Origin of the sequence: Phormidium sp. FACHB-592, assembly GCF_014695795.1 — a bacterium.
GTDB lineage: Bacteria > Cyanobacteriota > Cyanobacteriia > Leptolyngbyales > Leptolyngbyaceae > Stenomitos.
Genome location: NZ_JACJOZ010000024.1, coordinates 1 through 25381 on the forward strand (window position 1 = coordinate 1; position 25381 = coordinate 25381).

Here is a 25381-nt window from a genome sequence, read left to right on the forward strand (position 1 = left end):
TTTTTTTGTCGCGTTAGCCCCCATTTCTTGAGTGCTCGGCTAATTGTACTGGTACGAACCTGGAGTTGAGTTTGTTGCTGTAAGCGACTTGCCAGTTGTGGCAGTGTGGCATCGCTTATCCGCTTGCACCAATTGTTCAAGCACTTGCTGCTGCGGCGATTGTAAGGTTGGTTTGAGACCACCCACAGAGGCTTTAGGAGCAAGGCTATGGGTTTCACGTTCTTGCTTCAGCAGTCGGTGTACGCAGTCGGGGCTGACAGCAAAGCGGTATGCTCATTGACGGATTGAGCCTTCACCGTTGTTGTAAAGGTCTACATTTTTTTGGCGTAAGTCGCAGGCGTAAGGCCTCATAGAAGCAGGGGAAATCGGTTTATTCTGTTCCCTATCAGTGTACTGAGCAAACTTGCACACCGCTATAATTCATCGCTATGCTCAGACGAATTCTGGCGTTGCAGAGTAGAGGGATGAACTGAGGTCAATCCTGATGCAATGTCCTGAATGCAACTCGACTCATATTCGTAAAAATGGCAAGCGAAGAGGCAAGCAAAATCACATCTGCGTGGATTGCCGCTGTCAATGCCTGGATCACTATGCGCCACCGCCCGACTCTAGCGATGATGTGAAGCGAGAGTGCTTGAAGATGTCGGTCAATAGCATGGGCTTTCAAGCCATTGACAGAGTCAAAGGGGTCATCACACTACGGTCATCTCCTGGCTCAAGCAAGTCGGGGCACACTTCCCCGACAGTGATGCTCTAGATGCCGTTCCTGAAGTTGGAGCACTCGATGCACTCGAAACGTTTGTCGGCTCGAAAAAACAAAATCTGGCTCTGGACAGCCGTTGATCACTTCCGACCCGGCATTCTAGGGTAGGAGTTAGGAGACCACAGCAGCAAGACTTTTGCACCCTTATGGGCAATCGTGGCAACGTGGCAATGTTACTTCTACGTCACTGATGGTTGGTCGGTCTACCCAGAGTTCATTCCTGCTGGAGACCAGATGATCAGCAAGACGTACATGACGCGGATTGAGGGGGAAAACACACGACTGCGGCACTATCTAGCGCGGTTGCAACGCAAGACGTTGTGTTATTCCAAAGCTGAGGACATGCTGAGACATGTGGTTCGATTGTTATTGCACTAGCTTAAATTCTGGGATGTTCCAGTTCCCACCTAATTCATCCTGCCATTCAGCAAGGCTCGAATTTTTTCTTTGCTGAGAATTTGAGTCTGCATGAGTTCACTCATCATGTATTCAGTACAGGTCGCTTTATCTCTGCTAATCGCTCGATCAAATTTGCTGCGATGGCAGGCGCATTATACTGTTGCATTTGGGTTTGCAACTGCTTAACGCGAGTACGATAGCTAGAATCTACCAGCAGTGTTTTAACAGCCTTCTGAATCTGTGCAGGAGTAGGCGTTCCAGTTCTCAAATTAATGCCTACTTGCGCCCATTCCACCCGTGCAGCAATCTCTGGTTTCTCTTCAGTTTGCCCTGCTACAACGAGAGGAACGCCATGCGCCAGGGCTATTTGCACCCCATTGTAGCCGCCATTCGTTATCATCACATCTACATGCGGCAACAACTGAGCATGGGGTATGAATGGTTCAATTCTGACATGGGCAGGCAGTGACGGAAGGGTGAGTGTGTCGGTTGCGGCTCCACCAGTCGTTGCAACCACAAGGACATCCTCAGTTTCTAGCGCACGTAACGCTGGCACCAGCAAGTCGTTTAAATTTGTGGCGATCGTGCCCTGAGTGACGTGAATGACAGGTCGATTGCCGTTCAGTTCATCCCACCAGTGGGGAGGCGTAAACTCTGCGGTTGGTTGCGATAGCAAAGGTCCAATGAAGTGAACTTGCGGTGGTAAATCACTACGGGGATATTCAAACTCTGGAATGCAGGGACACAGGTAGAGAAAAGGAGACATGCGATCAAAGAAATAAACGGGGCTAGGAGGCAGCCCTACCTGCGATCGCACATTGTTGGTATAAGCTCTTAGCTGCCGTAGCACCGTTTGTTGAAAGAACCACCTTAAACCATGATTTCGCAGCCATCTAAATAAAGTGTTGCTAGGCTGCAACCCCAAACCAAAGGGAGCTGTATCGCAGCTACTCAAGGCTAAAGCCGATGAATCAAACTCTGCCCAGGGTAGCTGTTTTTGTTCTGCTATCCATGCCATTCCTAGAAACATGGAATCGGCAATCAAAACATCGGCTGGAAACTCATATAGAAGGTTTAAAAGATCCTTAACTTGCCCTGTAGCCGGATCGATGAAAAAATTCTTCAGGTCAAATTTTAGCCGTTCCACGCCTTCAATCCCGTCACGTTGCTTCATTACGGATTCAGGAACATTCTTTAAATCTGAATAGTCGAGCCAGCTCCGAATGGGTGCAAATTTTGCTCCCGCTTGCTCAACGGTGGTTTGAAACGCTTGTCCAGTGTACCAACACACCTCATGTCCCCGTTTGATTAATTCACGCACCATTGGTACAGCCGGACTGACATGCCCAATGACCGGAATTGTTCCAAGTAGAAAACGAGCCATATTTTTTCTCTCCAATTTCTAGATTTGTGATATGAGATTGCTTGATTCACAGACATTGGCTGCAAACTCCAGCAAGATGCCGTTGGGGTCAAAGAAATAGAATGACGCGGTCGCTGAGGGATTGTCGGATTCAGACTGTTGACCAAAGCGAGCGGCTTTTTGATGCAGCACTGGAGTGACAAAAATATCCTTTGTCTCAAGCTGGTTTCGGTACTCTTCGAGTGCTTCTAACAGCACCGTGAACGCCAAATGATGCATCGATGCATGAGCAGTGGTAATATTCCCTGTTTGCCACGCATCCGGTTTCACAGAAGCAATGCCTGGTGCGGTTTGAGGCGCGTTGGGAAACCAGAAAAATGCTATTTCAATACCGTGACTCATTTCAAATGAATAGTGCTTGCCCCCATCTGATAAGGTGTGAACTCTGGTTAAGTTAAACCCCATAATGTTGGTGTAAAAATCGATCGTTCGATCAATGTCTTTACAGACCAGGGCAATGTGATGGATTTCTCGTACTTGAAATGGTATCATTTCGCTCCTAAAGTTGATGATTTAAGAAGTAGCTAAGCGACCCTATTTACTTTTTGGAAGTTCTGCTGAGTTGGCTTTCAGCGGTTAGCTCTCAGCTTTCAGCTCTCACGTCTAAGCTGGCGGCTGATGGCTAGGCGCTAAACCACTACAGTCGTTTCCTAATGATTAGGACTTCTACAGCAGTAACTAAACAAAGGTCTTTTGAGATGGAAAACGTGAAACACTCTAGTTGAAAGCGTACTGGGAGATTGCCCTCTATAAGCTGATTTGCGGTTGAAAAGCAGAATAGTTTAGCGGTATCAGCGGTTGGAGAGAAATTTCGACAGGTAGGGTGGCATCGATCGGGTATGGACGAGTTGTCCAGTTGCAAGGTATTTTAGTTCCTCTGGCGTTGATTCTCGCCCTAGAACCTCGTTGCGGTGAGGATGTCGTCCAAATTGAAAAATAATATCTCGATGTCGGCATGCTTGCGCGGCAGAAAACTCCAGCAACGCACGCTGCTCTTGGGGTGCTTCCTGCACCAACTCATCCGCAAGCGTGACCACTAGATTCAGGTTACTGAGTTGCTCAGAATGTCCCAGTGGCAGGATGAAAAAGGTCTTTTCACAGGGAGTTTCAAGTGCCGTATAATGACTACCGTTGATCCCTTCGATCGTTAGTGAGCAAGCCTTCTCGTCCTGTGCGAATGCTTGAGCCAGTCCCCGATGGATCGTGCGTGAGAACTGGTCAAGAACGAGAATTAATGCCAGCCGCGATCGTGGCTCTTGCGACCAGTTATCCAGTTCGCCCCGCGTTGCCTGCTCCAGCAGTGATGGAAAACGCTCGATAATGGCAGCATCCATGCCGCCACGAAACCATCGTTCCCACTGTCGCACTAGCGTCGCTTGATCACTATCCAATTGCTCAGGAAACCAGAATCGCAGCACATCCTCAAATTGTTTGATACTCATCACAAAGCTTCCTTAATTAAATTTCCTGTTTAACAGTGCGCTTGATTGCATTTCGTAGTAAAGCAAAGGGTGTCCATTGACGAGCGCTTTTCGAGTTCGCGACATACCCAATGCCTCAAGTGTTCGAATTGAAGCTTCGTTAGATTCATCAACATCTGCCACTATGCTCTCTAAACCAAGCACATCAAATGCATAACGAAATATTGAAACCGTAGCCTCTCTGGCATAGCCACGCCTCCAAAATTGAGGTTGGGTGCCAAAGATAATACCTGGTAGCTCTTGTGAGTTATTCAGCAGTCCTGAAAAGCCTGCCAGATGGCTGTTCTGATGCTCAAAGAAGAGCCAGATTCCATAACCGTGTTTGGCAAAGCTTACTATACTTGCATCAATGAATGATCTCGCTTCCTCTAGCGAAATCTGACGATCGTCGAAGAGAAATCGTCTCACAGCAGCCTCACTCCATAATTGGTAGACAGCATCAAGATCGCTCATCTGGCAAGGACACAGGTTTAATCGTTCAGTGTGAAGTAAATATGCCATGAGATAAATCAAATTAGTTGAGATCCTGTTGGGGTCAGTAGCTAGATATCATTAATACCCTTTTGAGTTTGTGTGATGAACTGTGTCTATTCACTTAACAGTACCCTTGGCTGCCAGGAATCGCTTTAATGCCTGTGGTTCCATGAAAGCAAGATATTGATCGGCGAATGTAGGGGGTAATAATTCAATCAAAACACGGTTTTCGAGCCAAACTTCAATCACATCAAAAAAGCCGCTCCGCTTGACACTTCGCCAACCTTCACGAGCCGCGATCTCGCAGATTTGCTCCTCACTAGTTGGTACTGAAATGGCAGCGTGAGTAGCCGTATAAATTGATGCATCAGGGTTTGGTTTAAGTTGAAAGCCATTCTCGCCAGAACCAGGGACAAGTTCAGTGTTGAACGGATGCACATCAATAGTCGTTCCGTAGGAGTCAAGGGGAACGGCAACGTAACTATCGGGAAAGTTAGCAGCAGGAAACGGAAAGGCTTCTCCCTGAAGCAGTTCTGCTAGAATCTGGGCAACATGCTGAGGATTATGAGCCGTGATGGAAAGATGATGAATCATAGTAAGTAAGGGTTCGATTGATTAAACGGTGCAAGCTCGCTCAAACTGACCGTATTGTTCGATGTAAAACGTTCAAATTTCTTCCACGAACAAGCCATGAAACTCAAGTGGAACGTGATGGGGCAAATAAGCACGTCCTAATTCTTTAAACGATTGTGCGTGAAGTACCAGTAGAAACGATCGCTCTTTGGCGGCATCCAGCACGACGCTAAGGATTACCCCGTCATCTTCAGCAGTGCCATTAGGAGCAGCCACGAAGAGGGGTTCACCAGGATAGGTGTTTGGCTCAAACCATGCTTGATCGCTGCAATTTTTTACATCAATTTTGACTAGTTGACCGACTAGAGTTGGCCAGTTGCGGTTATGGCTAACGGCATACGCGTAGCGGTAGTCTCGTGAACGACAACGACCCTGGTTGATGCAAACCATTTCAATCAACTGCTCAGAGAGCAATTCATAACCAACTTCAGCCTTGCAAGAAGGCTTTTGGAGCGGTAAACGGTAGCGTCGATACTCTGCAAGTGGATGATCCTTAGACCGGGTCGCAGACTTTAATGGTTTGAGATACGACTTGTACATCAAATCTGGTTGGTCAGAAGCGGCAAGATCAACCACAATTTCATTGCCTTCTTCATAGGCATTGATGTGATGGAACGCAAAACATGCTTCGCTTTGAAAACGAGCAACCTGATCACCACTGTGCTTGTGAATGACCCGAAAGTTAGTGCCACGCCGAGGTTCCCAACTCAAGCATTGCATCGGCGCTTTTCCCCCAAAGATAGCTGGGAGCGATTTCACCACCAGCGGAAATTCGACCAGGATGATGAAGTTCTCAGTGGCAGCAAAACTATGCATATAGCAGGGCGATCGCACCGGAATTCTTGCAATTAAGCTCCGTTGGCGGCTCGTTGCCTTAACCCGATAAAGATTATAGGTATTGATGGGTCCAAAACAAGTGACGTAATTGATGTATTCCTGCTGTTGGTCGTCATACTGCGGATGCCCACATGAGAGATGCCCAAAGAGAGTATCATCGAAGTAAAAGGCTCCCCGAGTTTCAAGCGTGATGGGATCAAAAACCGTGGGTACAGGTTGCTCAGTCAGAGCCATAAATTGATCGGCTAAGCAAATCACATTAACATTGGTGTTGTAAGTCTGTCCCGTTTTCTGACCGAGCATCTCTAAAGACATCTTGAGGATACGTTTGCCTAAAGAGGTTGGCTGAACCGTCTCAAAGCCGGAACTAAGCTGCCCGGTAGACATCATTTGAGTGTAGGGAGACGTGCGTAGAAAACGGTTGCGGTAGGCGATTTGGCCGTCTCGGAACGAATAGCGGTGTACCATCGCCAGACCATCGAACCAGTGATTGTAGCTCGCTTGACCAGTCTCAAATTTAGCCGGACCATTGCGAAACAGACTTCCTTTAAGCCAGCGGGGAATGTTACCTTCTATGGGCAAATCATCAATTTCAACCTCAGAATTGAGACTGGTAAAAGCTAGTTCCACCCCCAGTTGAGCAGAGGACATTGTAGAAAGCATTGCATAATCCCTTTGATGAATTAATTGATGGAAATGTGAGGATTGAGAGGGATCAGGGAGCGATCGCTAGAATCGTAACCACGATCTGCTCAAATCACCTGAATGTTGGTAGCGCTTACGCCGATGTTTGTTGGGACATTGGCTGACAGAGTAGCAACTAATGTCTGTCCTGCCCCGCCAAGGCCATCAGCATCAAAGTACAGGCTACGGGTGCTGCCATTGAAGATGAGGCGATCGTTAGCATCTTGAGCCGCATCACCCACTCGGAACTGGTTATTGGAGATTGCCTGACCCGCGACCAAACCACCGCCAAAGTTGCTGGCTCTGAGTTGAATGAAGTCATTCGCTCCAAAGTTCGCAAGGATATCACCGCCTTCCTTGAGGTTGTTGAACCGATAGCGATCGGTGCCATTCCCCCCGCTTAAGGTATCGGTGCCCAACCCCCCAATCAGAAGATCATGACCAGCACCACCGTTGAGACTGTCGTTACCCGCTGCGCCCCAGATAGTGTCGTTGCCGTTATCACCGTTAAGTGTCAACCGCAGGGTTGTGGTGGTTAAACTGCTAGCATCGATCGCGTCATCACCCGCATTGCCGTTAATCACTAGAACATCGTTATCAGCCTGACGGATTCTCGTGACAGCCGATAATCCAGTCACATTCACAAAACTGCCTACACTGCTAATCAGAATAAGGTCTTGCGCGTTGGTACCTTGAATGGTGATTATATCGGTTTGACCATCGCCCGTTTCGCCGTTGATTAAGCCCGCTAAATCAATGTTGACCTGCTTAGCATCAGTACCGCTAAGGTCATTGACAACAATGTTGTCTGCTCCACCCAATGCTCTAAAAAGAGTGTTTTCAACATTATTCAGATCCATTGTGACATTGGCAACGTCACGGAAAAAACGGATGCGAGAGCCATTAGCAGCAATATCAATGTTCTCATTAACATTGGCACCGTTGAAAAACATTGTGTCGAAGCCTGCCTGTCCTTCAAGAACGTCGTTGTCGTCACCAGGATTCCAGACAAACAAATCGTCTCCAGCACCCATCAGCGCCACATCATTGCCCCTGCCGCCCAGAAAAACATCTTCTCCAGCGCTACCGACAAATAGATCGGTGCCATCCCCACCATCGAGCGTGAGCCTACCATCAGGGAAGCGTTGCTGGAACAAGTTGGCAGCCAATTTGCTGGCATCAATCACGTCGTTACCCGCCAAGCCATTAATGGTCAAGTTGTCGAATCCAGCACGTATGCCTGCAATTTGCACCTGGGCGGACAGTCCTGAGATGACTATTTCACCATTTACAGTTGCGATCGCGATGGTATCGTTTCCAACCGTACTGTTGACGGTAACTTGATCAGAACTGGTTTCCAATGGCACGTTAGGACCACCACTCACATCAAGCCGAATCAGGTTAACATCGGTGCCACTAAGGTCATTGATATTGATGGTATCGCGTCCATCAAAGGCATTGAAAGTGATGCGTTCCACATCATTCGTATCCATCGCCACATTCGCCACATCTCGGAAGAAGCGGGCACGTCCACCATTGGCAGAAATATCGATGGTTTCGTTGGCAGCGTTGCCATTGAACAGCATTTCATCGATGCCAGCTTGACCCTCGATCGTGTCATTGCCATCACCAGGATTCCACAGGAAAACATCATTCCCAGTACCCAGGAAAGCAACGTCATCCCCCCTACGCCCATCCACAAAGTCATTACCATCACCACCCAGGAAGACATCTGCAAGGTTGCTGCCGATGAGGATGTCATTCCCAGCACCCCCATCAATGGTGAGATTGACTGGAGTAACGAGAGTGGCAGCAGAAATGGTATCGTTGTCGCCATTGCCATTGATCACGAGGCGATCGATCCCCTCTACTTTCTGAAGGCTGATAAGCGCAGGTAAACCACTCACGTTGATATTGCCGTTTTGTCCCAGTACGTCGATCGCATTTGCGCCATTCGTGCCATTGAGAACCACGGTATCTACCTGAGCATCGCCAGCAGCACCGCCCAGCGCTCCTGCCAAATTGAGGTTGATCTGCTGCGTATCTGTACCACTGAGGTCGTTGACGATGATGTTGTCTGTACCACCCAACGCTTCAAAGTTGATGCGCTCGACGTCATCCAGATCCATCACTACCGCGGCTATATCCCGGAAGAAGCGAACACGCTCACCATTGGCAGAAATATCGATGTTTTCGTTGGCAGCGTTGCCATTAAACTGCATCGTGTCGAGACCGGACTGACCTTCAATGACATCATTGCCATCACCGGGGTCCCAAATGAACACATCGTCGCCTGCGCCCAAAAACCCAACGTCATTTCCTCGGTTACCATCAATGATGTCGTTGCCATCGCCACCGAATAACACGTCCGTACCATCGCCGCTCAGAATGGTATCGTTGCCTGCGCCACCGTCAGCCACGATCGAGATTAAAGCGGCAAGTCCATTTCCGGCGGTGATGGTGTCATCGCCGCCATTGGCATTAATCACTAAGCTTTCTGTCGTGCCGATGTCGATGCTGAAGGGTGCGGGATTGACGCGATCAAAGCGCACTCGTGTGCCATTTGCATTTACGGTAAAAGCTTCAGCGCCGTTACCCCCATTCACCTCAGCAGTATCAATGCCATCACCGCCTTCAAAGAGATCAGTGTCATCACCGGGATCCCAGATCAGACGATCGTTGCCCGCCTGACCAAACATCTGGTCATCAGCATCGCCACCTGTCAGAACGTCGTTTCCATCACCACCAAACAGCAAATCATTTCCACCCTGACCGAGAAGCGTATCATTACCGTCTTCTCCAAAAAGTTGATCAGCTCCAGAACTACCCGCCAACACATCATTATCAATAGCGCCAAACAAATTAACTTTAGGTAGAGCGCCATTAGCTTCGTTAAGTATGACCTGGTCGTTGCCTGCCAGACCAAAACCCTGTAGCAAAGTGGTGTTAGCAACCGTCGGAGTACCGCCAAAAATCGTTACAGCACCGCCGTTAATCAGAATGGTGCCAGCAGCATCGCGGCTGACGGTAACAGTGTTATCCAGTGAATCACCAAAAATGCTTAAGATACCCTGCGCTGCTGAAAAGATGGCAGAAATCGCCATGATCGTTTCTCCTTAATTCTGTGAGTAAGCTTGTAAATTGTGAGAATTGATTGACAGGAAAGCTGAGAAAATGTGGGTTGCTGAGCGGTAAAACGTTTCGCTGAACGGCATGAATGATTGGTGCCATTGGTTTGCTCATCGGCTCATCACGCCAGATGATTGACCAACTCACAATTACACGTTGGAGTTTTGCGCCTTATGCAAAGGGCAACCAAATTTGTTGAAATGGTTCGCCATTACTGGTTGTGCTAGAAAAAGCAGGATGACGAGAGAGTAGAAGAGTGAGAAATATCCGGGATTAGCCAATGCGTGCTGAATCTATACCCGAAGACAGGATGACAAGCGTGTGAAGAGAAATGCTCATCACCTCATTGCTGTCTTCCATCAACATTCTTTCTTTAAGAGAAAGACCCAATTGCCTCACCAGCAAAACATGGAAATGCTTTTGTGATGGGTTCTTTCAGAAACCCCTTTGCAATCTTTCTGATACAGCAGAATAGTTTTTCTAATGCAGCAGAATCTTCTAATGTGAGAAGTGGACGCGTGTGAGCGATCGCCCTTGTTTAACTGAGTTCAAGATTAAACGCCATGAATCTCTTGAGGCTATCTTTATTGATCTCACTGGTAGTAGGTGCTGCGTCGGGAGGAGCAATCGTTTCGATCGACCGAGCGGCGATCGCCCAAATGCCTGCCCCATCTGCTTTGCCTGCTGCTTCCGGTGCAACACCAGCACCTGCAATGTCTGCCGCATCACGCCTGGATGTTAATCAACTGATACAGATGCTTGATCAGAACGACGTTTCAGGAGCGATTCGTCAGGTGGAATTGGGGTGGAAATACCAGTTTGAGCAGTATTACGGGGGAAAGTTTACGATCCAATATCTAGAACCTGAGCAGATCGTGCGATCGCTCGACAGACTGCACCGCTCTACTGGCAAGAAAACAGCCCTGATCTATGCCATTCCCACACCCAATCACCTGGAGCTAATTTTGGTAACGCCTGGAACCAAACCAGTGCATCACCGCATTGCAGCAGCAAATCGAGAGGAATTGCTTCGCGTTGCCAAAACTTTCAGAACCGAAGTAGTGAATGCGGCATCCCAACCAAACGACTATCTACCCGCAGCAAAACAGTTGCATGAGTGGCTGATTACACCACTAGAGCCAGCGTTAAAGGCACAAAGAGTCGATACGCTCATCCTCTGCCTGGGAACGGGGTTACGCAGTTTGCCAATGGCAGCACTCCACGATGGACAACAGTTCTTGGTTGAGAAATACAGTTTGGGGCTGATTCCGGCCTTCAACCTGGTCGATCGACACCCCGCAAGCCTCCAGGGAACGAAAGTCTTAGCAATGGGAGCGTCCGAATTTCAGGATCATTCACCGCTTCCAGCAGTTCCAGTTGAACTAACGGCGATTACTCGCACCCTCTGGCAGGGCACATCGCTGCTGAATCAGGACTTCACCGTTGCTAACCTGAAAGCTCAACGTGCCGCAACATCGTATGGCATTGTGCATCTAGCAACCCACGCCGAATTTTTGCCCGGAGCGGCGAATCAGTCCTACATTCAGTTTTGGAGGCAGCGGCTGCATCTCACTCAATTTAGAGATCTGGAATTGCGGATTCCAATCGTGCAGTTGCTGGTACTGAGTGCCTGCCAGACAGCGTTGGGCAATCCTGAAGCCGAACTGGGGTTTGCTGGCCTTGCAGTGCAGTCGGGCAGCAGAGCGGCGATCGCCAGCCTCTGGTCAGTCAGCGACGCAGGCACTCTGGTACTGATGACCGAACTCTACCGTCATCTCAAAACCGCACCCATCAAGGCAGAGGCGTTACGGCAGGCGCAACTTGCTTTGCTCAAAAAACAGGCAAATTTGAATCAAAATCTGGCACTGCGAACTGGAGATGCTGGTTCCCCACCACCAGACGTAACAGTTGAAGGAGCGAACCTAGACCACCCCTATTATTGGGCAGCGTTTACGTTGATTGGCAATCCCTGGTAAAAGGTAGAAGATTGGGAGCCAGGATTTGAGGAGTAGGGAGTAGGAAGCAAAACTCAAAACTTTCCTGCCTCCCTTGCTTTCCTGCCTCCCCTGCCTCCCTTCGCTTCCCCTACCGCCGCCGCCCCTGCCTCCTTTCCCCATCCTGTCCTATGCGATCGCGTCAAACCCTTCTCGAAATCTTTTCCACCTTCTTGCAATTTGAGGAAGATACATTTCGTGGCTGGGCGACGGATGCTCGCTTACGCCGTAGTATGCAGTCTCGCTTGGAGCAGCCTGACGAAGCAACTGCCTCTGAGCAGGTTTGGGTCACGTATTGGCACAAACGCTGGCGTCAAGAAGCAGGGGAGGACAGGGAGACACAGAGACACAGAGATGCAGGGACGCAGAGATCTGGGAACGCAGAGGTCCGGGGACGCAGAGGCACGGGGACATTCACCCCACACCCCACACCCCATACCCTACACCCCTCACCTCTCTCCCTCAACCACCTCTCTGCCTACCTGCAAGAGTCCTGCTACTGGAGCGCACAAAGGATAGTGGCTCAGTTGCACCAGTCCCAGCAGCGGTTGTCGGACTGCTTCCAGGTCGCGATCGTGGCGGTGCCCAAAGTTCTTAACGCGTTCGACTCTGATCAACTGCCCAGCCTCAAAACCTACGCCAGTCAAGCCTTCAGCAACACAATTCGCGATGACTTGCGCCGTCGTCGAGAGGCAGACCGCTGTAACGATTGGGGCTTGCTGCTGAAGCTGAGCCGAAAGCAACTAACAGAAGCGCTGCAAAATGCTGGACTGGGAAGTGATGACATCGATCGCTATCTGTTGGCGTGGACGTGTTTTGAAGCCGTTTATCTGCCTCGAAAAGCACCGGGACTGCGCCAGCTTGCTGCCCCGGATCGCCCAACCTGGACCGCGATCACCGATCGTTACAACCAACAACGCCAGCAGCTTACATCACCCGGTGCGGACTGCACCCCTGAGACGTTAGAGCGTTGGCTATTGTCTTGTGTGAGCCGAGTGCGCGCATATTTGTACCCTCGCGTTACGTCTCTGAACGCACCCAAGCCAGGGCAGGATGCAGGTGAACTTCAGGATGACGTGCCTGATCGCGATCGTGATTCGTTGCTGGCAGATCTAATCAATGCTGAAGAGACGCAGGCTCGTCAGGCTCAGCAACATCAAATTAACGCTGTGCTTCAGAAATCTTTGGCGAAGCTCGATCCAACCATGCAGGAGCTACTGCAACACTACTATCAAGCCGGACTGACTCAGCAGCAAATTGCTCAACAGTTCGCCGTGCAGCAATACACCGTCTCTCGCAAACTCACCAAAGCGCGAGAAACGTTACTCTTCGCTTTGACTCACTGGAGCCAGGAGACGCTGCATATTTCACCAACCTCCGCCGTGGTTAAGTCTATGAGCGCCATTTTAGAGGAGTGGTTGCAGATTCATTACCAGGTGCATGACTCCCATGCAGGCAAAACCTCGCCAGATCGCGACTTCTCCCAGGAATACCTATGAGCTTACCCGATACCTTAACTGAGTTGAGGCTGGAGATTCCGCCAGAGATTCATCAAGAGTCCTGGCAGCACAGCCAATCTGCTTCAAATCCCTTAACCCAATGGAACACCTACTTAAATCAAGTCTGCCTGAACACGGTTTTGCCGTGGCTGCAAGCAGAACACACCCCAGAAGCATCTGCCTGGTCTGGTGCTGTACCGCTTTTAGGAGAACTGGTGAGAGGCACCGCGATCGACCTCGGCGATCAGCGGCTTATTCTCATTCCAGACAAAACTGTTGACACCAGCGAACTCCAGGTGCCGCAGGAGTGGATCGATCTTCCCGCATGGGCCGGCGACTACTATCTGGCGGTGCAGGTAGACCCGGACGATCTGTGCCTTCACATTTGGGCATACACCACCCATGCTCAGCTCAAGACCCTGGGCACCTACGATGGAAACCAGCGCACCTATGTTCTGGATGCCTATGATTTGGTGCAAGATCTGAGCGTCTTGTGGGTTGTGCGTCAGTTTCCGAACGAACTGACCAGGACAGAAATTGCGCCCCTGTCCCCGTTGCCCGCTGCTCAGGCAGAAAACCTGCTGCAACGCCTGTCAAATCCAGCTGTGCTGCAACCCCGCTTAGAAATTCCCTTTCACCTTTGGGCTGCTTTGATCGCAAAGGATGATTGGCAACAACGGCTAGGTCGATCGCGTCGCAGCGAACTGTCTTCAGCCACCATCACTCGCACCCTTGCGAACCTCAGTCAGTGGTTGCAAAACCGTTTTGACGAAAGCTGGCAAACACTGGAAGAATTGGGTATGGTAACCGAGGCCTTCAACGTCCGCAAGGACGACCGCACGCAGCGATCCATCCGTAGAGCAAAGCGGTTGCGGCTTCCTGACCAGGACACCCTGTTGCTAGTTGTCGTGGAACCAGAAGCGGATGGTCGAGTAAGCATCCGATCTCAACTTCGCCCGCTCGATCCCTCTGTCTGCCTACCCGAAACGTTAAGCCTAACCCTACTATCTGCAACTGGCGAAACGATTCAAGCCGTTCAAGCCCGCGATCGAGACAACGTGATTCAGTTAAAACGATTCAAGTGTCCACCCGAGACTCAGTTCAGGTTACAAGTGGCGATCGATAACACTGTAATCGGCGAAGACTTTGTTGTTTAGAAATGGGAATCAGCTCACTTGTACTGGTTATTAAGCCTTGAGTTAATGTTGAGGAAGTTGAGTTAAGGAAGCCAAAGTGAAGATTGTTGATAATCCTTCAACTAAGGAATTGCTGAATCAGATTCGCGCTATGGAAAGCCTAGAAAGTCTGTATAAGTTTGTTCCTTGGGCAAATCGGTTATGTCCAAAACTCAGTGAAATATTTTCTGATTTTTCTGAGATTAAGCGCCAAGCTGAAATACTTCTCTTGCCGGATCAGTTTAATGAAACTTTTGCGTCATTAGGCTGGATTGCTTACGAGTCTCTCAACATTGATGCAATGAGACGAGCAATCGAAATTGCTGAGACAGTAGGAGCTGAGGATGCTGAAAAATTCCTTGCAGATCATTACGACGAAGAAACATTGAAATGGACAATACTTCGCTTCAATGGTCATCCAGATTGCCGAAAACGTCTGCGATTGATCGAACTTGCTAAAGATGACTATCTTGCAGAGAGATATCACGCTTGTATACCCCTAGTTATTAGTCTTACAGATGGTTTAGTCAATGACGTTTCTAAACACGTTGGTTTATTTGCTGAAAACAGCGACGTAACGGCTTGGGATTCCATTGCCGCTCATGAAACTGGTCTTCAATCTCTAGCAAAGCTTCTGGGAAGGGGCAGAAACAAAACTAACGAAGAAGAGATAACAATTCCATTCCGGCATGGCATCCTTCATGGAAGGGAACTCGCCTTCGATAATAAGATAGTCGCTGCTAAATGTTGGTCTACACTTTTTGCTGTTAGAGATTGGGCGGGTTCAATTGCAGATGGTAAGAAATACCCAAAGCCCAAAGAGCAAGTTAGCTGGTCTGCGTTACTGAAACAGCTTGCCGAAAATGCACAAACAAAGCAGATTCTTGAACAATGGCAGCCCCGAAAACTGGAACAGCTTGATCATCTGCCAAATTCCAGTTCATTATCTATGCCAGAGGGCAGTCCGGAGAGAGCAGTCGCCGATTTCATCGAAAACTGGAGCAAGAAAAGATATGGCAAGATGGCGGAAACTCTACTAGATTCTGTAAGTACCCCTCTTGGAAAAAAGGCAGGTCAAGTAAAGCAAGACTTTGGGCATATCAATTTATTATCATATGAAATAAAATCTGTTGAAGATAAGGCGGCTGCAGCCTCTCATGTTCAGGTCTGTTTAGAGTTTTCCAGGCAAAATGCGTCGCAAGTTGAAGAAATTTGGATAAGAGCAATATATCAAAACAACGAAAGTAATCCATTAATTCGTGGTGAAGAAGGCGGTAACTGGAAAATCATTCAGAATGGATTCAGCAAAGTTATATACTCACTCGGCGTATAACACTTCCATGTGCTCACCTTCAAGCGCTTTTCTATTGAATTTTCAATAGAATTTTAATCCCCACCTTTCACTTTCCAATCACTCCCATCTGCTCCCCATGCGCTACCTCGTTGTTCTAAATTTGGGAAACGGAGATTGGCAGCACGGTTTACCGACTGTGATTGCTCAACTGTGGGATGAAGACAGTCCCAACCCAATGCAGTTCACGGGAAGCTTGCCTGCTGCACCGGAGCTAGAAGCACTGTACCAACGCTGGCAGACCCTGTATGAAGCGCTATATGCCAGTAAAGGATGGCGTTCTAGCACCCGATCGCTGACTTTTGAAGTCGATGAAGATGACCTGACTCATATTTCTCAAACCGAATTCCATCAGCTTTGCGAGGACTTGCAGACTGCCCTCAATCAATGGCTGAACGTGGAAACGTTTCGGCACATCGATCGCCAGTTACGAACGCAGCTTAAACCTGCCGATCACATCCGGTTCATTATCGTTGCCGACGACGCAACCCTGTTACGCTTGCCCTGGTGCCTCTGGTCGTTTCTGGATGATTACCTCAATGCAGAAATGGCGTTGAGTGTTCCAGAGTACCTCCGCTCGACAAAAGCGGTAGCGACAAAACCCCGCTTTAAGGTCAGGATTTTGGCGATTTTAGGCAACCACGAGGGCATTGACATTGCTAGAGATCGACAGGTGTTGCAACAATTGCCCAATGCCGAAATCAAGTTTTTGGTGGAGCCAAACGCCAGCGTACTCAATGAACAGCTTTGGGAACCAGGTTGGGACATACTGTTTTTTGCCGGACATAGTTCGAGCCAGGGAAACAGGCAACAACAGGGAGCGGGAAGCATTGCTGTGAATGCAACGGAGAGTTTGACGATCGGTCAGTTAAAGTTTGCCCTGCGAACAGCGATCGCTCACGGGTTGAAGTTGGCAATCTTTAACTCTTGTGATGGGTTAGGACTGGCGCGAGATCTGGCAGATCTGCATTTGCCCCAGGTCATCGTGATGCGTGAACCCGTACCCGATCGCGTGGCGCAGGAGTTTCTGAAGCATTTTCTCACTGCTTTTGCGGGCGGAGCATCACTGTATACCGCTGTGCGTGAAGCACGAGAAAAACTGCAAGCTTTAGAAACCGACTTTCCCTGTGCCACCTGGCTCCCCGTCCTTTGTCAGAATCCCGCTGAGGTGCCACTGACCTGGCAAGACTGGCGTGGCGCGCGATCGTCTCCCCTGCGCTTGCCTACTCGTCAAGAGTTACGCACAGTTCTACTCAGCAGCCTGGTGGTAACGGGTCTGGTTGCTGGAGCACGGTTGCTGGGCTGGTTGCAGCCGCTAGAACTATGGAGCTTCGATCGCCTGATGCAGTCGCGTCCTGCTGAACCGCCCGATGCCCGACTTCTAGCTATCACCATCACAGAACAAGATATTCAGGCAGAAGGTGAAAAGATGCGTCGCGGTTCCATCTCCGATCGCACCTTAAACCAATTGCTGAAGAAACTGGAACAACACCAGCCTGCCGCGATCGGACTCGATCTCTACCGCGATGCGGCTACCGATGTCCCCGAACTCGCCACACGGCTGAAACAGAACCACCTGTTCGCGGTGTGCAAACGCCCCGCTGCCAAAAGCGACCCGATCGGCGTTCTACCGCCTCCCGAAGTGCCAGAGAGCCACCTGGGGTTCAGCGATTTTGTGCGCGATGCCGATGGAGTGGTGCGCCGCCATTTGCTCGTTCTGCCAGCGAATCCAAGTTCCCGTTGTACGGCTGCTTATGCCTTCAGCGTGCAACTCGCCAACTACTATCTGGAAGCGCAAGGCATTCAAGCCACCGTAACGCGTCAAAACGATTTGCAGTTTGGCAACACCGTTTTTCGACAACTGCAAAGCCGCACGGGTGCCTATCAAGCGCTCGTTGCCAACAGTGGACAGATCTTGCTCAACTATCGTGCCGCACCCTCCCCCCGCGATCTTGCTCAACAGGCAACTCTAGCGCAGGTACTCACGAACCAAATTAATCCCAACGCGATCAACGGTCGGATTGTGTTGATTGGAATTGCTGCCCCCCACAGCAGCGGCGACTACTGGACAACGCCGTTTGGTAAAACAGACACAGATCGCATCCCTGGAGTGCTAATTCACGCCCAAATGATCAGCCAAATCCTCGGTGCTGTACTCGATCAACGTCCGTTGCTATGGGTCTGGTCTACCTGGGTTGAAACGATCTGGCTCGCGGGCTGGGCACTGATAGGTAGTGCCCTTGCCTGGCAGTTTCGACGGCTGGAGTTTTTGATCCTTACCGTCGGGATAGCAATCGGCATTCTCATTGTTCTGTGTCAGATATGTTTGATTCAAGGTGGATGGATTCCCCTCACTCCACCCATGATTGCCCTGTTGATGACTAGCACCGCTGTGGCGCTCTTAACGGCTACTTTAGCTAAACCAGAACTATCCCATGATTAACATGCACCGAAGCTATGCAAGCATTGGGGCCGCATCGACTCTAGCCTTAGTTGTTGCCCTCAGTCCCACTCAAATGACGCGATCGCAGACCAACGCGATCGCCGCTCCAGCCTTAGTCGCCATTCAGTTTGAACCCCCTGCTGCCCTGCCGCCACCGCCCATTGTCAGAGATCCGGGCAGTGGGCGCAGTCAAGGTGGTGCGGGCCGAGGCTGTAATACTGATCGTGCTGAAGAACAGCCGATCCCACTGGTGCCACTCGCCGCTGGCAGCAAAAATGTTCGCTGGGGACTAACTACTGCCGCTCGTCCAACGTTCTGGTTCCATACCCCTGAAGGCATTAAAGACGGTGCCCTAGTTGTCCTGGCCTTACAAGATGGAACTGACAAAACCAGCCGCCGCCTGACATTTCAAATTCCCCCCAATACGCCACCAGCCGTCCTGAGCCTACCCATTCCCGCTAGTGCTTCCCCGCTGCAAGCCAATACACCGTATCGGTGGGAAATCAGGCTCTTTTGCAACTCAGGCGACAGCAACACTCAGGCTGACCCAAGCATTGACGCTCCCATCATTTTCAGCGGTGGCATTCAGCGCATCACACCCTCCGCCAAGCTACAGCGCCAACTCGCAACAGCCAAAACGCCGCTCGATCGCGCCACCGCTTACGCCAGTAACGGCATCTGGTATGACGCGCTGACTACATTGGGGCTGCAAGTGCAAGGAAAGCAATCCATCGATTCTGCGATCGTCCGCGCCTGGTCTGACCTACTCCGTCAGGTTGATTTGGAAGCAGCCGCAGCCGCACCAATTGCTCCCTGCTGTGCGTCGGAGAAGTAGACATACCTCTTTCCCAGGCCTGTCTTAGTTTTATGGATAACCTCTCGCTCCAACTCAACATGACCTGTAGAACAGGCTCTAAGCTGTGTCCCAGAGCAGTTAGAGAATATTCTACTTTTAGAGGAACTTCGGCATACACCTTCCGCTGAACGATACCAGAGCGTTCTAGTTCTCGTAACTGCATGGTCACCATCCGCTCAGTCACGCCAGGAAGAGGCTGCCTCAGTTCTCCATAGCGTTTAGTTTCTTGAAAGAAGAGCGTGAGAATTGGCAGCTTCCACTTGCCCCCAATGATATTGACAAGGGCTTCTACCGGACACATGTATTGTTTCTGTGGCTTTGAGTCCTCAACGATACTTTTTGATAGTTTCCAATCATATTGTACGTACTTGAAATATCTGGATGTCTCGCTCATACTCAGGCTATTGAAGCAACAGCTAGAAAAAGCAGTGAGCCATCTTTGCTAGAAGTACAAACACAAACAGCAACAAAGGACGGTCTGATGAAAGGAACTAATGTGAAACAGGGCTTGATTCTCGTTGACATTCAAAATGATTATTTCCCTGATGGAAATTTCGAACTTGTTGGTGTAAAACAAGCTTCAAGAAACGCTCAGAAGCTTCTACAGAAGTTTCGAGACAAGCAATCTCCGATTGTTCATGTCCAACACAGCTCAAAGCAACCAGGAGCAACATTTTTTGCCCGATACACGAGGATCTGAGATTCACGAAAGTGTAGCTCCTCAACCAGTCGAGACTACTATTGTGAAACATTTTCCCAACAGTTTTAGAGATACTCATTTACTACAGCACCTCAAAGAGATTGAAGTTGAAGAAGTGGTCCTTTGTGGTGCGATGAGCCATATGTGCATTGATGCTACACCCGCGCTGTCTTTAACTTTGGGTTTCAGTGCATTGTCATTGATGATGCTTGTGCAACGCGAGACCTGGAATACCGAGGTAAAACAGCTAAGGCTGCCGAAGTTCATGAGCTTTTATGGCAGCACCAGCAATGCCTTTTGCAAAAGTTATCTTTACCGTTGAGTTTGAGCTTGTTTAGATATAACAATTTCTCTTCGCTTAGATTGACATTTAGTGATCACCAATTTATTTTGTCGCAGCTATAAGACGGCGCATGGTATGCGTCAATAGCGCGATCGCCACCAACGTCAACGACTTGCAAAACGGTGAGATGCGACAGGTTTCTCCTGGGCGACCTGGGTCATGCGGAACAGTAGGATGAGATCATCTTCAACAGTAATTTAAAGAAACGCGAGTTCATTGCCTTCTGCTCGTTGTTGGTGATACGAATCTTGCTTTATGCGTCTGGCGAGAGGGGGACGCATAAAGCAATGGGAGGTGACTCATTTCGATAGCGTTCAGCGGCACGTGAGCACCAGCTTCACCAACTTCCCACGCAGGCGGAGGATAGAGGACTCGAACCTCTAGCCCAAGGACCACCCTAGTTTTCAAGACTAGTTGCCGACCATTTAGCAATATCCTCCACAAGTGACGAGAACGGAGGGACTTGAACTCTCAACCCTCAGGTTCGTAAGCTGAGATGCAATCCAGTGACACCACGTTCTCAAAGGCGGAGAGCAGTGGAGTCGAACCACAATTGTTCATCCATCTGTTTAGCAAACAGTGCCGATCGCCTGATCGGGTTACTCTCCATAACGTTATCAATCAAACCGTTGGTAGCGTGGCTACATTGACAAACACACATGGCTCTCGCAGCTTGGCATCCCTGTCGCGTAAGTTGTCAACTTCTGCCCAATACCGCGTGCACCAGAACAACTCGCGTTGTACAGATTTCACCTGCCCTTCGTTTGACCGCTGGACAGCTTTTGGACTAAAGGCTCCCACTGTCACAGGGCTCAAAAGCCGATTCCTTCGTTGCAAGGCACCGCTAGAACCCTCATGCTGCCACTGCCCTTCTGTCGCACAAGCAGAAGTCCTAATAGTGAGCCGCACTGCGATCTAGTCTCTACAGCTCAGTGTGGGCAGGACTTTCCAGCCTATGTTGCACTTTTTTGCTCGTATGTCGGCTCGACCCCGTGATGGCACAATTACTGTCGGGTCAACGCGGTAGATAACAGATTGCTTACAGAGCAGGGCTTTGAGGCACTTGTGTCGGGCAGGCAGGGTTCCATCTGCATACTTTTAACAGATGAACCGTGAATAGAACAAGTCCGCTACAACTCACTTTTGAACCCTTTCACGGAGACAAAGCATGAACAGTTTAACGATCGACAACCCTAGCTTGAAACCTTGCCAACCAGAATCTGTCACTCCATCCTCTAAAGCACGGGGATCAATGGCAAAGTGGTTCACCATTGATAACAAGTTAGTTTGCCACTGGTTTCCGGCTGAGAGTTAAAGCAAAACATTCAATCATGAAGCCAGCACTACCATGACATTACTTTACGCTCACCGACTGGGTCAGTTTAAGTTTGAACCAACATTGTCTTCTCAAACGATTACTGCCAAGGCCCAAGTCGATCAAGTCACTTATCTAGAGAAGTGCCATCAGCAACGGTATATACCTGTGTTAGAACATTTCCCTCAAACGCGATCGACCTATTTGCTTGAGCGGCGACTCTTTCATTGATCAAGCTAGCGTCATCTCCAGCAGTCTATCTTTAGCTGCTCTAAAAATTGACTTTTTAGTGTCAATGAAAAGCTTTTTTCACCGTGCATGAATTTTTCTAGCTCTTCTCGTTCGCGTAGCGTCTCCCTAGGAGAATCGCTCCCCATTGTTAAACCTATGAGCAACACCGCTTAATACACCCAACCTCATTTCTAATAGGAGAACTTGACTGATGAATACGAAAACTTTGATCCTCACCGCTATTGCAACGACCCTCAGCATCGCGTCTCTTCCAGTTGCTAAAAGTGAAGCTGCTCCTACCACTAACGGGACTTCCTTTAATGGAACTTCCTTTAATGGGACTTCCTTTAATGGAACTTCCTTTAATGGGACTTCTTTCAATGGGACTTCCTTTAATGGGACTTCCTTTAATGGGACTTCTTTCAATGGGCTTTCCTTCAATGGCATTCACATGAATGGGCTGACTTCAAATGGTGCATCTATACATAGCATTCGCTTGAACGGATTGACTTCAAATGGTGTCACTTTAAACGGATTGAGCTCAAATGGGCTAACTCTGAAGGGGCTAATTTACAATGGTCAAGCTAGCCAAGATACTGTTCCCCAAGCTGCTTCAAAAACGGGGTTAACTCTATCCAGCACTGGCTTTAGCAGCATCCAAGTTGAAGGCGGTCACTTAGTTGGTGTTAAGTAGAGCCGCCAACGCTAACTGTTTGACAGCTTAAGTAGAGGGTAGATGCGTCAATTCCCTCTGGCTCATCTACCCATCTGCTCCAACTACTCATTCACTTAATACTGACTCAGCACTTATCCTTCTTTCAATCACTATGCGTATGCAATCTCTGTCACGTGTGCGGTGTTTCTTCGGTCTACTGGGAGCCAGCAGCAGTCTGATCCTGGCTCAGTTGTTGACGCCTCTACTGAGCTTTTCACAAGGCCAGTCAACCGTTCCACTAACAAACTCGAATTTTGAGCACACTGAACTGGTTGGTTTGGACGATCAAGGACGCCAACAGACCTTTCAAATCCGCAGTGTTGAGCTTGATACCAAAGACCCGCAAAAGGAAACGGCTCTCTACACCATCTTCTACCGTGACCAGCAGCAAACCTGGCAAAATCTTTGTCAAACCAGTGAGAACTATGAGGCGAAAGCGATCGCGTTGCAAGGGTCGTGGGATGACACAGGTACCTATCAGCCGAGCAAAAACCTGGTGTCGTTTAGCTGCCTGAATGGAGCAATGGCTAAGTGTGTTCGTTTTGGCTACAAACCCTGGAAAACAGTGGATGGACAATCGCTTGAGGATCATCACCGGGCTTGTGTACGGATGGTGCGGGCTGATTACTGTGGCAATGGTATCGGTCACACTAAGGATGGAACACCCATCAATATGTACGATCGCTTGAGAATCCAAACATCAGACGCTTTACCAGGAATGCAGTTTGAGGCAGCATGGGGAGTAGACGGCGCACACTTCATTAATCACTTGCGATGGCCAGAGGACTTGGAGTACGTCCAACGAGTCTGCCCTGAACGATTGGCATTCAAAGGTAAAGAAGCAAAGCAAACCATCACACCTGCACAAGCGCTGGAAAGGTATCCGAATGCCTTGTTGTTGAATGACTCGGTACTCAGGAATCCTTAGGACAGATCGCTCAGATAAAGGTTGATTGGCAGCTTTATACACAGCTTGCAACACCATTCCATCCGACGGATACACTGCTAGCCAAAACCGCCTTTGTCTAGCAGCGGAGACAAAATGGTCGTTAATGATGACGGACTAGTGGGCACATTTGAACAGAGAGTTACAGTTTTGGCTGAAATCCTTATGCCACAAGATTTTTATCTCCTGTAAATACAACAGCTAGAAAAACGGCCGTTTTCTTTGTGTCTAGCTTTTCGCCGCAATAAGGTCTTGATCAGCATAAGCAAACGCATCAAGCAAGCAAAATTAGGTTACATGGTCAGCTCTAAGTTTCTTGACACATTGAAACCGTAACTTTCTGCATGGATACGCCCGCTGGTCTAGGTCGACCTGTCTTCAATTCAGTAGAAGTGATTTCAGCAACACGTAGAGGTGCTCGCATCGCCCTTCTGCTGCGCGGGGCAATTAACCACGACCCTCTGACAGTTCCACATGGAGAGGCGAAACCGATGGAGGCTGAGCTGCAACAAGAGATGTACACGCGCTCGCTGAATGTCGTAGTCGCACGTTGATATCGACACACCAGGGAGTTTCTAGAGCGCTTTAGCAGCAAACCTTTTAGTGATTTGCCAATGCAACAGCAGTGCAAATCCTTGTCGCACGTTTGAGGCCGCTACTTGCCAATTCGCACCTTTGAGGTCGCTACTAGCTTAAAAAATAGAAATATAGAATTCGCACGATCGATGTCGCTGTTTGAGTCGATTTGCACTACGCTTGTCGTACATAAATCGTCTTAATTAGCTTCTTTGAGGTAATTGCAGCATGAGTTCTAGCAATGCTTTCCTCAATTTGACCGAAACGCTTGATACACTTGACGACTATGTAGGAGTCTCTGATGATTTTGACTCTACAGAAATCGAATCCGTCATTGTTGGATTTTCAAATGACCCCAAGTTTAGATATGCCCTGATCGAATGGGTGGCGAAGTCGCACCACAATACAATCAAACGTAAACGTAAACAAGTTGTACAGAAAGCACTTGGTTTCAAAGACGTTCGACAGGTTGAGCGGTTGCTCAAACAGTACAAGGCAGGCGATCTCCATGAAGAGTGCGGTACAACTGCAATTTGTCTGGCTTCTACAAGTGAGCGCACCCCTACCAATAAATCAATAATGGGTTTCGCCGCTAACCCTGGAACCGCAGTGCTACCAAAATGTTCAATCCGAGTGACAAGATCACCCTCTAAAACTGCCTGGATACGTGCAGATTCTTGTTCAAACAGGAGTATCCAGTTTGGGTCGTACTCAGTGATGACAATTTCATCCATCCTGCAACTTATGCACGGTAATTAATCACTTGTCCTTTACCAATACTAATGATCAATAGCTTCTGTTGAGACAGAATGAAGCAGTGAAGCGTACCTGCTCAGAAGAAAGCAATGGCTATTAACGATGCCTCTCCTTTAAAGAGCCGAAGCGCCATCGCAAGACTGGAACTGGCAAGGAAGATTGTTTGGCGGAGTGCAGTGATAGGACTGATCTCTGGAAGTATACTGGGAGCACTTTTTGGCTGCGCTTTTATCCCTGTTGCTCTTTGGACAGGAGCGCTTGGTGCTAGCTTAGGCTTAGGACTGGGGCTAGTGAACGGACTACTGTTGAGCGTTACAACCTATCTATGCTTTTATCCACTCAACCATGTGCGGCGCTATCGGGCGATCGTCAAAATTACGAGTGCTTCTATAACTGCTAGAGGAGCCGCAGCCTTCGGACCTTGGTACTTTGCTACTACAGGCATGACGCCGCTTACAGCAGTTCGCCTTGGCTTTAGCTCTGTACTTGCCTCTGTGATTGCAGGCTGGGCAGGTTGGTTAGCCGGTCAAAACATGGCTCAATGGTATAGCTGTCGCCAGTTCGACTAGGACATAGACTAAGGGTAGTCGTCTCTTGGTGCGCTGCTATGGCAAAAGCTTACAGTTATGACTTCCGCCAGAGAGTGGTGCAAGCGCTT

20 protein-coding genes, 2 tRNA genes and 3 pseudogenes are annotated in these 25381 nt (G+C 49.1%); 13 read left to right on the forward strand and 12 right to left on the reverse strand.

Going from position 1 to position 25381, the window contains the following annotated elements; genetic code table 11:
- Positions 1–484: 484 nt before the first annotated feature.
- Positions 485–1141: pseudogene (locus H6F86_RS05315) on the forward strand (IS1 family transposase).
- 103 nt (positions 1142–1244) lie between these two features.
- Here the strand turns inward: H6F86_RS05315 and H6F86_RS05320 are convergent.
- The 7 genes from H6F86_RS05320 to H6F86_RS05350 all read right to left on the reverse strand — a co-directional run bounded on the left by H6F86_RS05320 (position 1245) and on the right by H6F86_RS05350 (position 9798).
- A complete protein-coding gene (locus H6F86_RS05320) occupies positions 1245–2546 on the reverse strand; it encodes a glycosyltransferase (protein ID WP_190447073.1) in 1302 nt (433 codons plus the stop codon).
- An 18-nt stretch (positions 2547–2564) separates the two neighbouring features.
- The gene (locus H6F86_RS05325; protein WP_190447074.1) at positions 2565–3077 is read right to left on the reverse strand and encodes a VOC family protein; all 513 of its coding nucleotides are present in this window, start codon (positions 3075–3077) and stop codon (positions 2565–2567) included.
- A gap of 299 nt (positions 3078–3376) precedes the next feature.
- Positions 3377–4027 (reverse strand): DUF924 family protein, encoded by a 651-nt coding sequence (locus H6F86_RS05330; RefSeq protein ID WP_190447075.1) that lies wholly within the window; start codon positions 4025–4027, stop codon positions 3377–3379.
- Positions 4028–4039: 12 nt separating this feature from the next.
- The gene (locus H6F86_RS05335; RefSeq protein WP_190447092.1) at positions 4040–4567 is read right to left on the reverse strand and encodes a GNAT family N-acetyltransferase; all 528 of its coding nucleotides are present in this window, start codon (positions 4565–4567) and stop codon (positions 4040–4042) included.
- 90 nt (positions 4568–4657) lie between these two features.
- Positions 4658–5134, reverse strand: coding sequence for a hypothetical protein (locus tag H6F86_RS05340; protein ID WP_190447076.1), 477 nt, complete (start codon positions 5132–5134; stop codon positions 4658–4660).
- Positions 5135–5206: 72 nt separating this feature from the next.
- On the reverse strand, positions 5207–6673 hold the full coding sequence (locus H6F86_RS05345) for a carotenoid oxygenase family protein (RefSeq protein ID WP_190447077.1): 1467 nt from the start codon (positions 6671–6673) through the stop codon (positions 5207–5209).
- An 89-nt stretch (positions 6674–6762) separates the two neighbouring features.
- Complete coding sequence (locus H6F86_RS05350; RefSeq protein ID WP_190447078.1) at positions 6763–9798, reverse strand: calcium-binding protein; 3036 nt, start codon at positions 9796–9798, stop codon at positions 6763–6765.
- A 588-nt stretch (positions 9799–10386) separates the two neighbouring features.
- Here H6F86_RS05350 and H6F86_RS05355 point away from each other — a divergent pair.
- The 6 genes from H6F86_RS05355 (at position 10387) to H6F86_RS32065 (ending at position 19120) form a co-directional block, all read left to right on the forward strand.
- On the forward strand, positions 10387–11799 hold the full coding sequence (locus H6F86_RS05355) for a CHAT domain-containing protein (protein ID WP_190447079.1): 1413 nt from the start codon (positions 10387–10389) through the stop codon (positions 11797–11799).
- A gap of 149 nt (positions 11800–11948) precedes the next feature.
- The gene (locus tag H6F86_RS05360; RefSeq protein ID WP_190447080.1) at positions 11949–13316 is read left to right on the forward strand and encodes a sigma-70 family RNA polymerase sigma factor; all 1368 of its coding nucleotides are present in this window, start codon (positions 11949–11951) and stop codon (positions 13314–13316) included.
- Positions 13313–14473 carry a DUF1822 family protein gene (locus tag H6F86_RS05365; protein ID WP_190447081.1) on the forward strand — a complete coding sequence of 387 codons (1161 nt, stop codon included), beginning with the start codon at positions 13313–13315 and terminating at the stop codon, positions 14471–14473. Before H6F86_RS05360 ends, H6F86_RS05365 begins: the two co-directional genes overlap by 4 nt.
- A gap of 76 nt (positions 14474–14549) precedes the next feature.
- Complete coding sequence (locus H6F86_RS05370; RefSeq protein WP_190447082.1) at positions 14550–15824, forward strand: hypothetical protein; 1275 nt, start codon at positions 14550–14552, stop codon at positions 15822–15824.
- A 97-nt stretch (positions 15825–15921) separates the two neighbouring features.
- Complete coding sequence (locus tag H6F86_RS05375) at positions 15922–18285, forward strand: CHASE2 domain-containing protein (protein WP_190447083.1); 2364 nt, start codon at positions 15922–15924, stop codon at positions 18283–18285.
- Between the two features lies 1 nt (position 18286).
- The gene (locus tag H6F86_RS32065) at positions 18287–19120 is read left to right on the forward strand and encodes a DUF928 domain-containing protein (RefSeq protein WP_242033369.1); all 834 of its coding nucleotides are present in this window, start codon (positions 18287–18289) and stop codon (positions 19118–19120) included.
- Positions 19121–19172: 52 nt separating this feature from the next.
- On the opposite strand, the pseudogene H6F86_RS32070 reads toward H6F86_RS32065, so the two are convergent.
- Positions 19173–19535, reverse strand: a pseudogene (locus H6F86_RS32070) (helix-turn-helix domain-containing protein); the annotation flags it as partial.
- A gap of 87 nt (positions 19536–19622) precedes the next feature.
- Here H6F86_RS32070 and H6F86_RS33085 point away from each other — a divergent pair.
- Positions 19623–20163 (forward strand): annotated as a pseudogene (locus tag H6F86_RS33085) (isochorismatase family protein).
- 378 nt (positions 20164–20541) lie between these two features.
- On the opposite strand, the gene H6F86_RS05390 reads toward H6F86_RS33085, so the two are convergent.
- From H6F86_RS05390 to H6F86_RS05400, 3 genes are all read right to left on the reverse strand, one after another.
- Positions 20542–20624, reverse strand: a tRNA-Ser gene (locus tag H6F86_RS05390).
- Positions 20625–20632: 8 nt separating this feature from the next.
- Positions 20633–20706: transfer RNA gene (locus H6F86_RS05395), tRNA-Arg, on the reverse strand.
- 99 nt (positions 20707–20805) lie between these two features.
- Positions 20806–21000, reverse strand: a complete 195-nt coding sequence (locus H6F86_RS05400) for a hypothetical protein (RefSeq protein ID WP_190447085.1) — start codon at positions 20998–21000, stop codon at positions 20806–20808.
- Between the two features lie 352 nt (positions 21001–21352).
- Here H6F86_RS05400 and H6F86_RS05405 point away from each other — a divergent pair, with 352 nt between their 5' ends.
- Entirely contained in the window at positions 21353–21499 is a 147-nt protein-coding gene (locus tag H6F86_RS05405; protein WP_190447086.1) for a hypothetical protein, read from the forward strand.
- A 33-nt stretch (positions 21500–21532) separates the two neighbouring features.
- A complete protein-coding gene (locus tag H6F86_RS05410; RefSeq protein ID WP_190447087.1) occupies positions 21533–21730 on the forward strand; it encodes a hypothetical protein in 198 nt (65 codons plus the stop codon).
- A 126-nt stretch (positions 21731–21856) separates the two neighbouring features.
- Here H6F86_RS05410 and H6F86_RS32080 read toward each other — a convergent pair whose 3' ends face one another.
- Entirely contained in the window at positions 21857–22177 is a 321-nt protein-coding gene (locus H6F86_RS32080; protein ID WP_242033370.1) for a hypothetical protein, read from the reverse strand.
- Positions 22178–22563: 386 nt separating this feature from the next.
- Here H6F86_RS32080 and H6F86_RS05420 point away from each other — a divergent pair, with 386 nt between their 5' ends.
- The 3 genes from H6F86_RS05420 (at position 22564) to H6F86_RS05430 (ending at position 25292) form a co-directional block, all read left to right on the forward strand.
- Positions 22564–23373, forward strand: a complete 810-nt coding sequence (locus tag H6F86_RS05420; protein ID WP_190447089.1) for an ADYC domain-containing protein — start codon at positions 22564–22566, stop codon at positions 23371–23373.
- An 822-nt stretch (positions 23374–24195) separates the two neighbouring features.
- Entirely contained in the window at positions 24196–24726 is a 531-nt protein-coding gene (locus H6F86_RS32085; protein WP_242033371.1) for a hypothetical protein, read from the forward strand.
- Between the two features lie 86 nt (positions 24727–24812).
- Positions 24813–25292: a hypothetical protein gene (locus tag H6F86_RS05430; protein WP_190447091.1), complete on the forward strand. Its 480-nt coding sequence runs from the start codon at positions 24813–24815 to the stop codon at positions 25290–25292.
- Positions 25293–25381 lie beyond the last annotated feature (89 nt).

Bases quoted from the DNA above. Each gene is read 5' to 3' on its own strand.
- H6F86_RS05320 (WP_190447073.1), bottom strand. From the start codon at position 2,546: ATGGCTCGTTTTCTACTTGGAACAATTCCGGTCATTGGGCATGTCAGT.
- H6F86_RS05325 (WP_190447074.1), bottom strand. From the start codon at position 3,077: ATGATACCATTTCAAGTACGAGAAATCCATCACATTGCCCTGGTCTGT.
- H6F86_RS05330 (WP_190447075.1), bottom strand. From the start codon at position 4,027: ATGAGTATCAAACAATTTGAGGATGTGCTGCGATTCTGGTTTCCTGAG.
- H6F86_RS05335 (WP_190447092.1), bottom strand. From the start codon at position 4,567: ATGGCATATTTACTTCACACTGAACGATTAAACCTGTGTCCTTGCCAG.
- H6F86_RS05340 (WP_190447076.1), bottom strand. From the start codon at position 5,134: ATGATTCATCATCTTTCCATCACGGCTCATAATCCTCAGCATGTTGCC.
- H6F86_RS05345 (WP_190447077.1), bottom strand. From the start codon at position 6,673: ATGCTTTCTACAATGTCCTCTGCTCAACTGGGGGTGGAACTAGCTTTT.
- H6F86_RS05350 (WP_190447078.1), bottom strand. From the start codon at position 9,798: ATGGCGATTTCTGCCATCTTTTCAGCAGCGCAGGGTATCTTAAGCATT.
- H6F86_RS05355 (WP_190447079.1), top strand. From the start codon at position 10,387: ATGAATCTCTTGAGGCTATCTTTATTGATCTCACTGGTAGTAGGTGCT.
- H6F86_RS05360 (WP_190447080.1), top strand. From the start codon at position 11,949: ATGCGATCGCGTCAAACCCTTCTCGAAATCTTTTCCACCTTCTTGCAA.
- H6F86_RS05365 (WP_190447081.1), top strand. From the start codon at position 13,313: ATGAGCTTACCCGATACCTTAACTGAGTTGAGGCTGGAGATTCCGCCA.
- H6F86_RS05375 (WP_190447083.1), top strand. From the start codon at position 15,922: ATGCGCTACCTCGTTGTTCTAAATTTGGGAAACGGAGATTGGCAGCAC.
- H6F86_RS32065 (WP_242033369.1), top strand. From the start codon at position 18,287: ATGCACCGAAGCTATGCAAGCATTGGGGCCGCATCGACTCTAGCCTTA.
- H6F86_RS05405 (WP_190447086.1), top strand. From the start codon at position 21,353: ATGAACAGTTTAACGATCGACAACCCTAGCTTGAAACCTTGCCAACCA.
- H6F86_RS05410 (WP_190447087.1), top strand. From the start codon at position 21,533: ATGACATTACTTTACGCTCACCGACTGGGTCAGTTTAAGTTTGAACCA.
- H6F86_RS32080 (WP_242033370.1), bottom strand. From the start codon at position 22,177: ATGCCATTGAAGGAAAGCCCATTGAAAGAAGTCCCATTAAAGGAAGTC.
- H6F86_RS05420 (WP_190447089.1), top strand. From the start codon at position 22,564: ATGCAATCTCTGTCACGTGTGCGGTGTTTCTTCGGTCTACTGGGAGCC.
- H6F86_RS32085 (WP_242033371.1), top strand. From the start codon at position 24,196: ATGAGTTCTAGCAATGCTTTCCTCAATTTGACCGAAACGCTTGATACA.
- H6F86_RS05430 (WP_190447091.1), top strand. From the start codon at position 24,813: ATGGCTATTAACGATGCCTCTCCTTTAAAGAGCCGAAGCGCCATCGCA.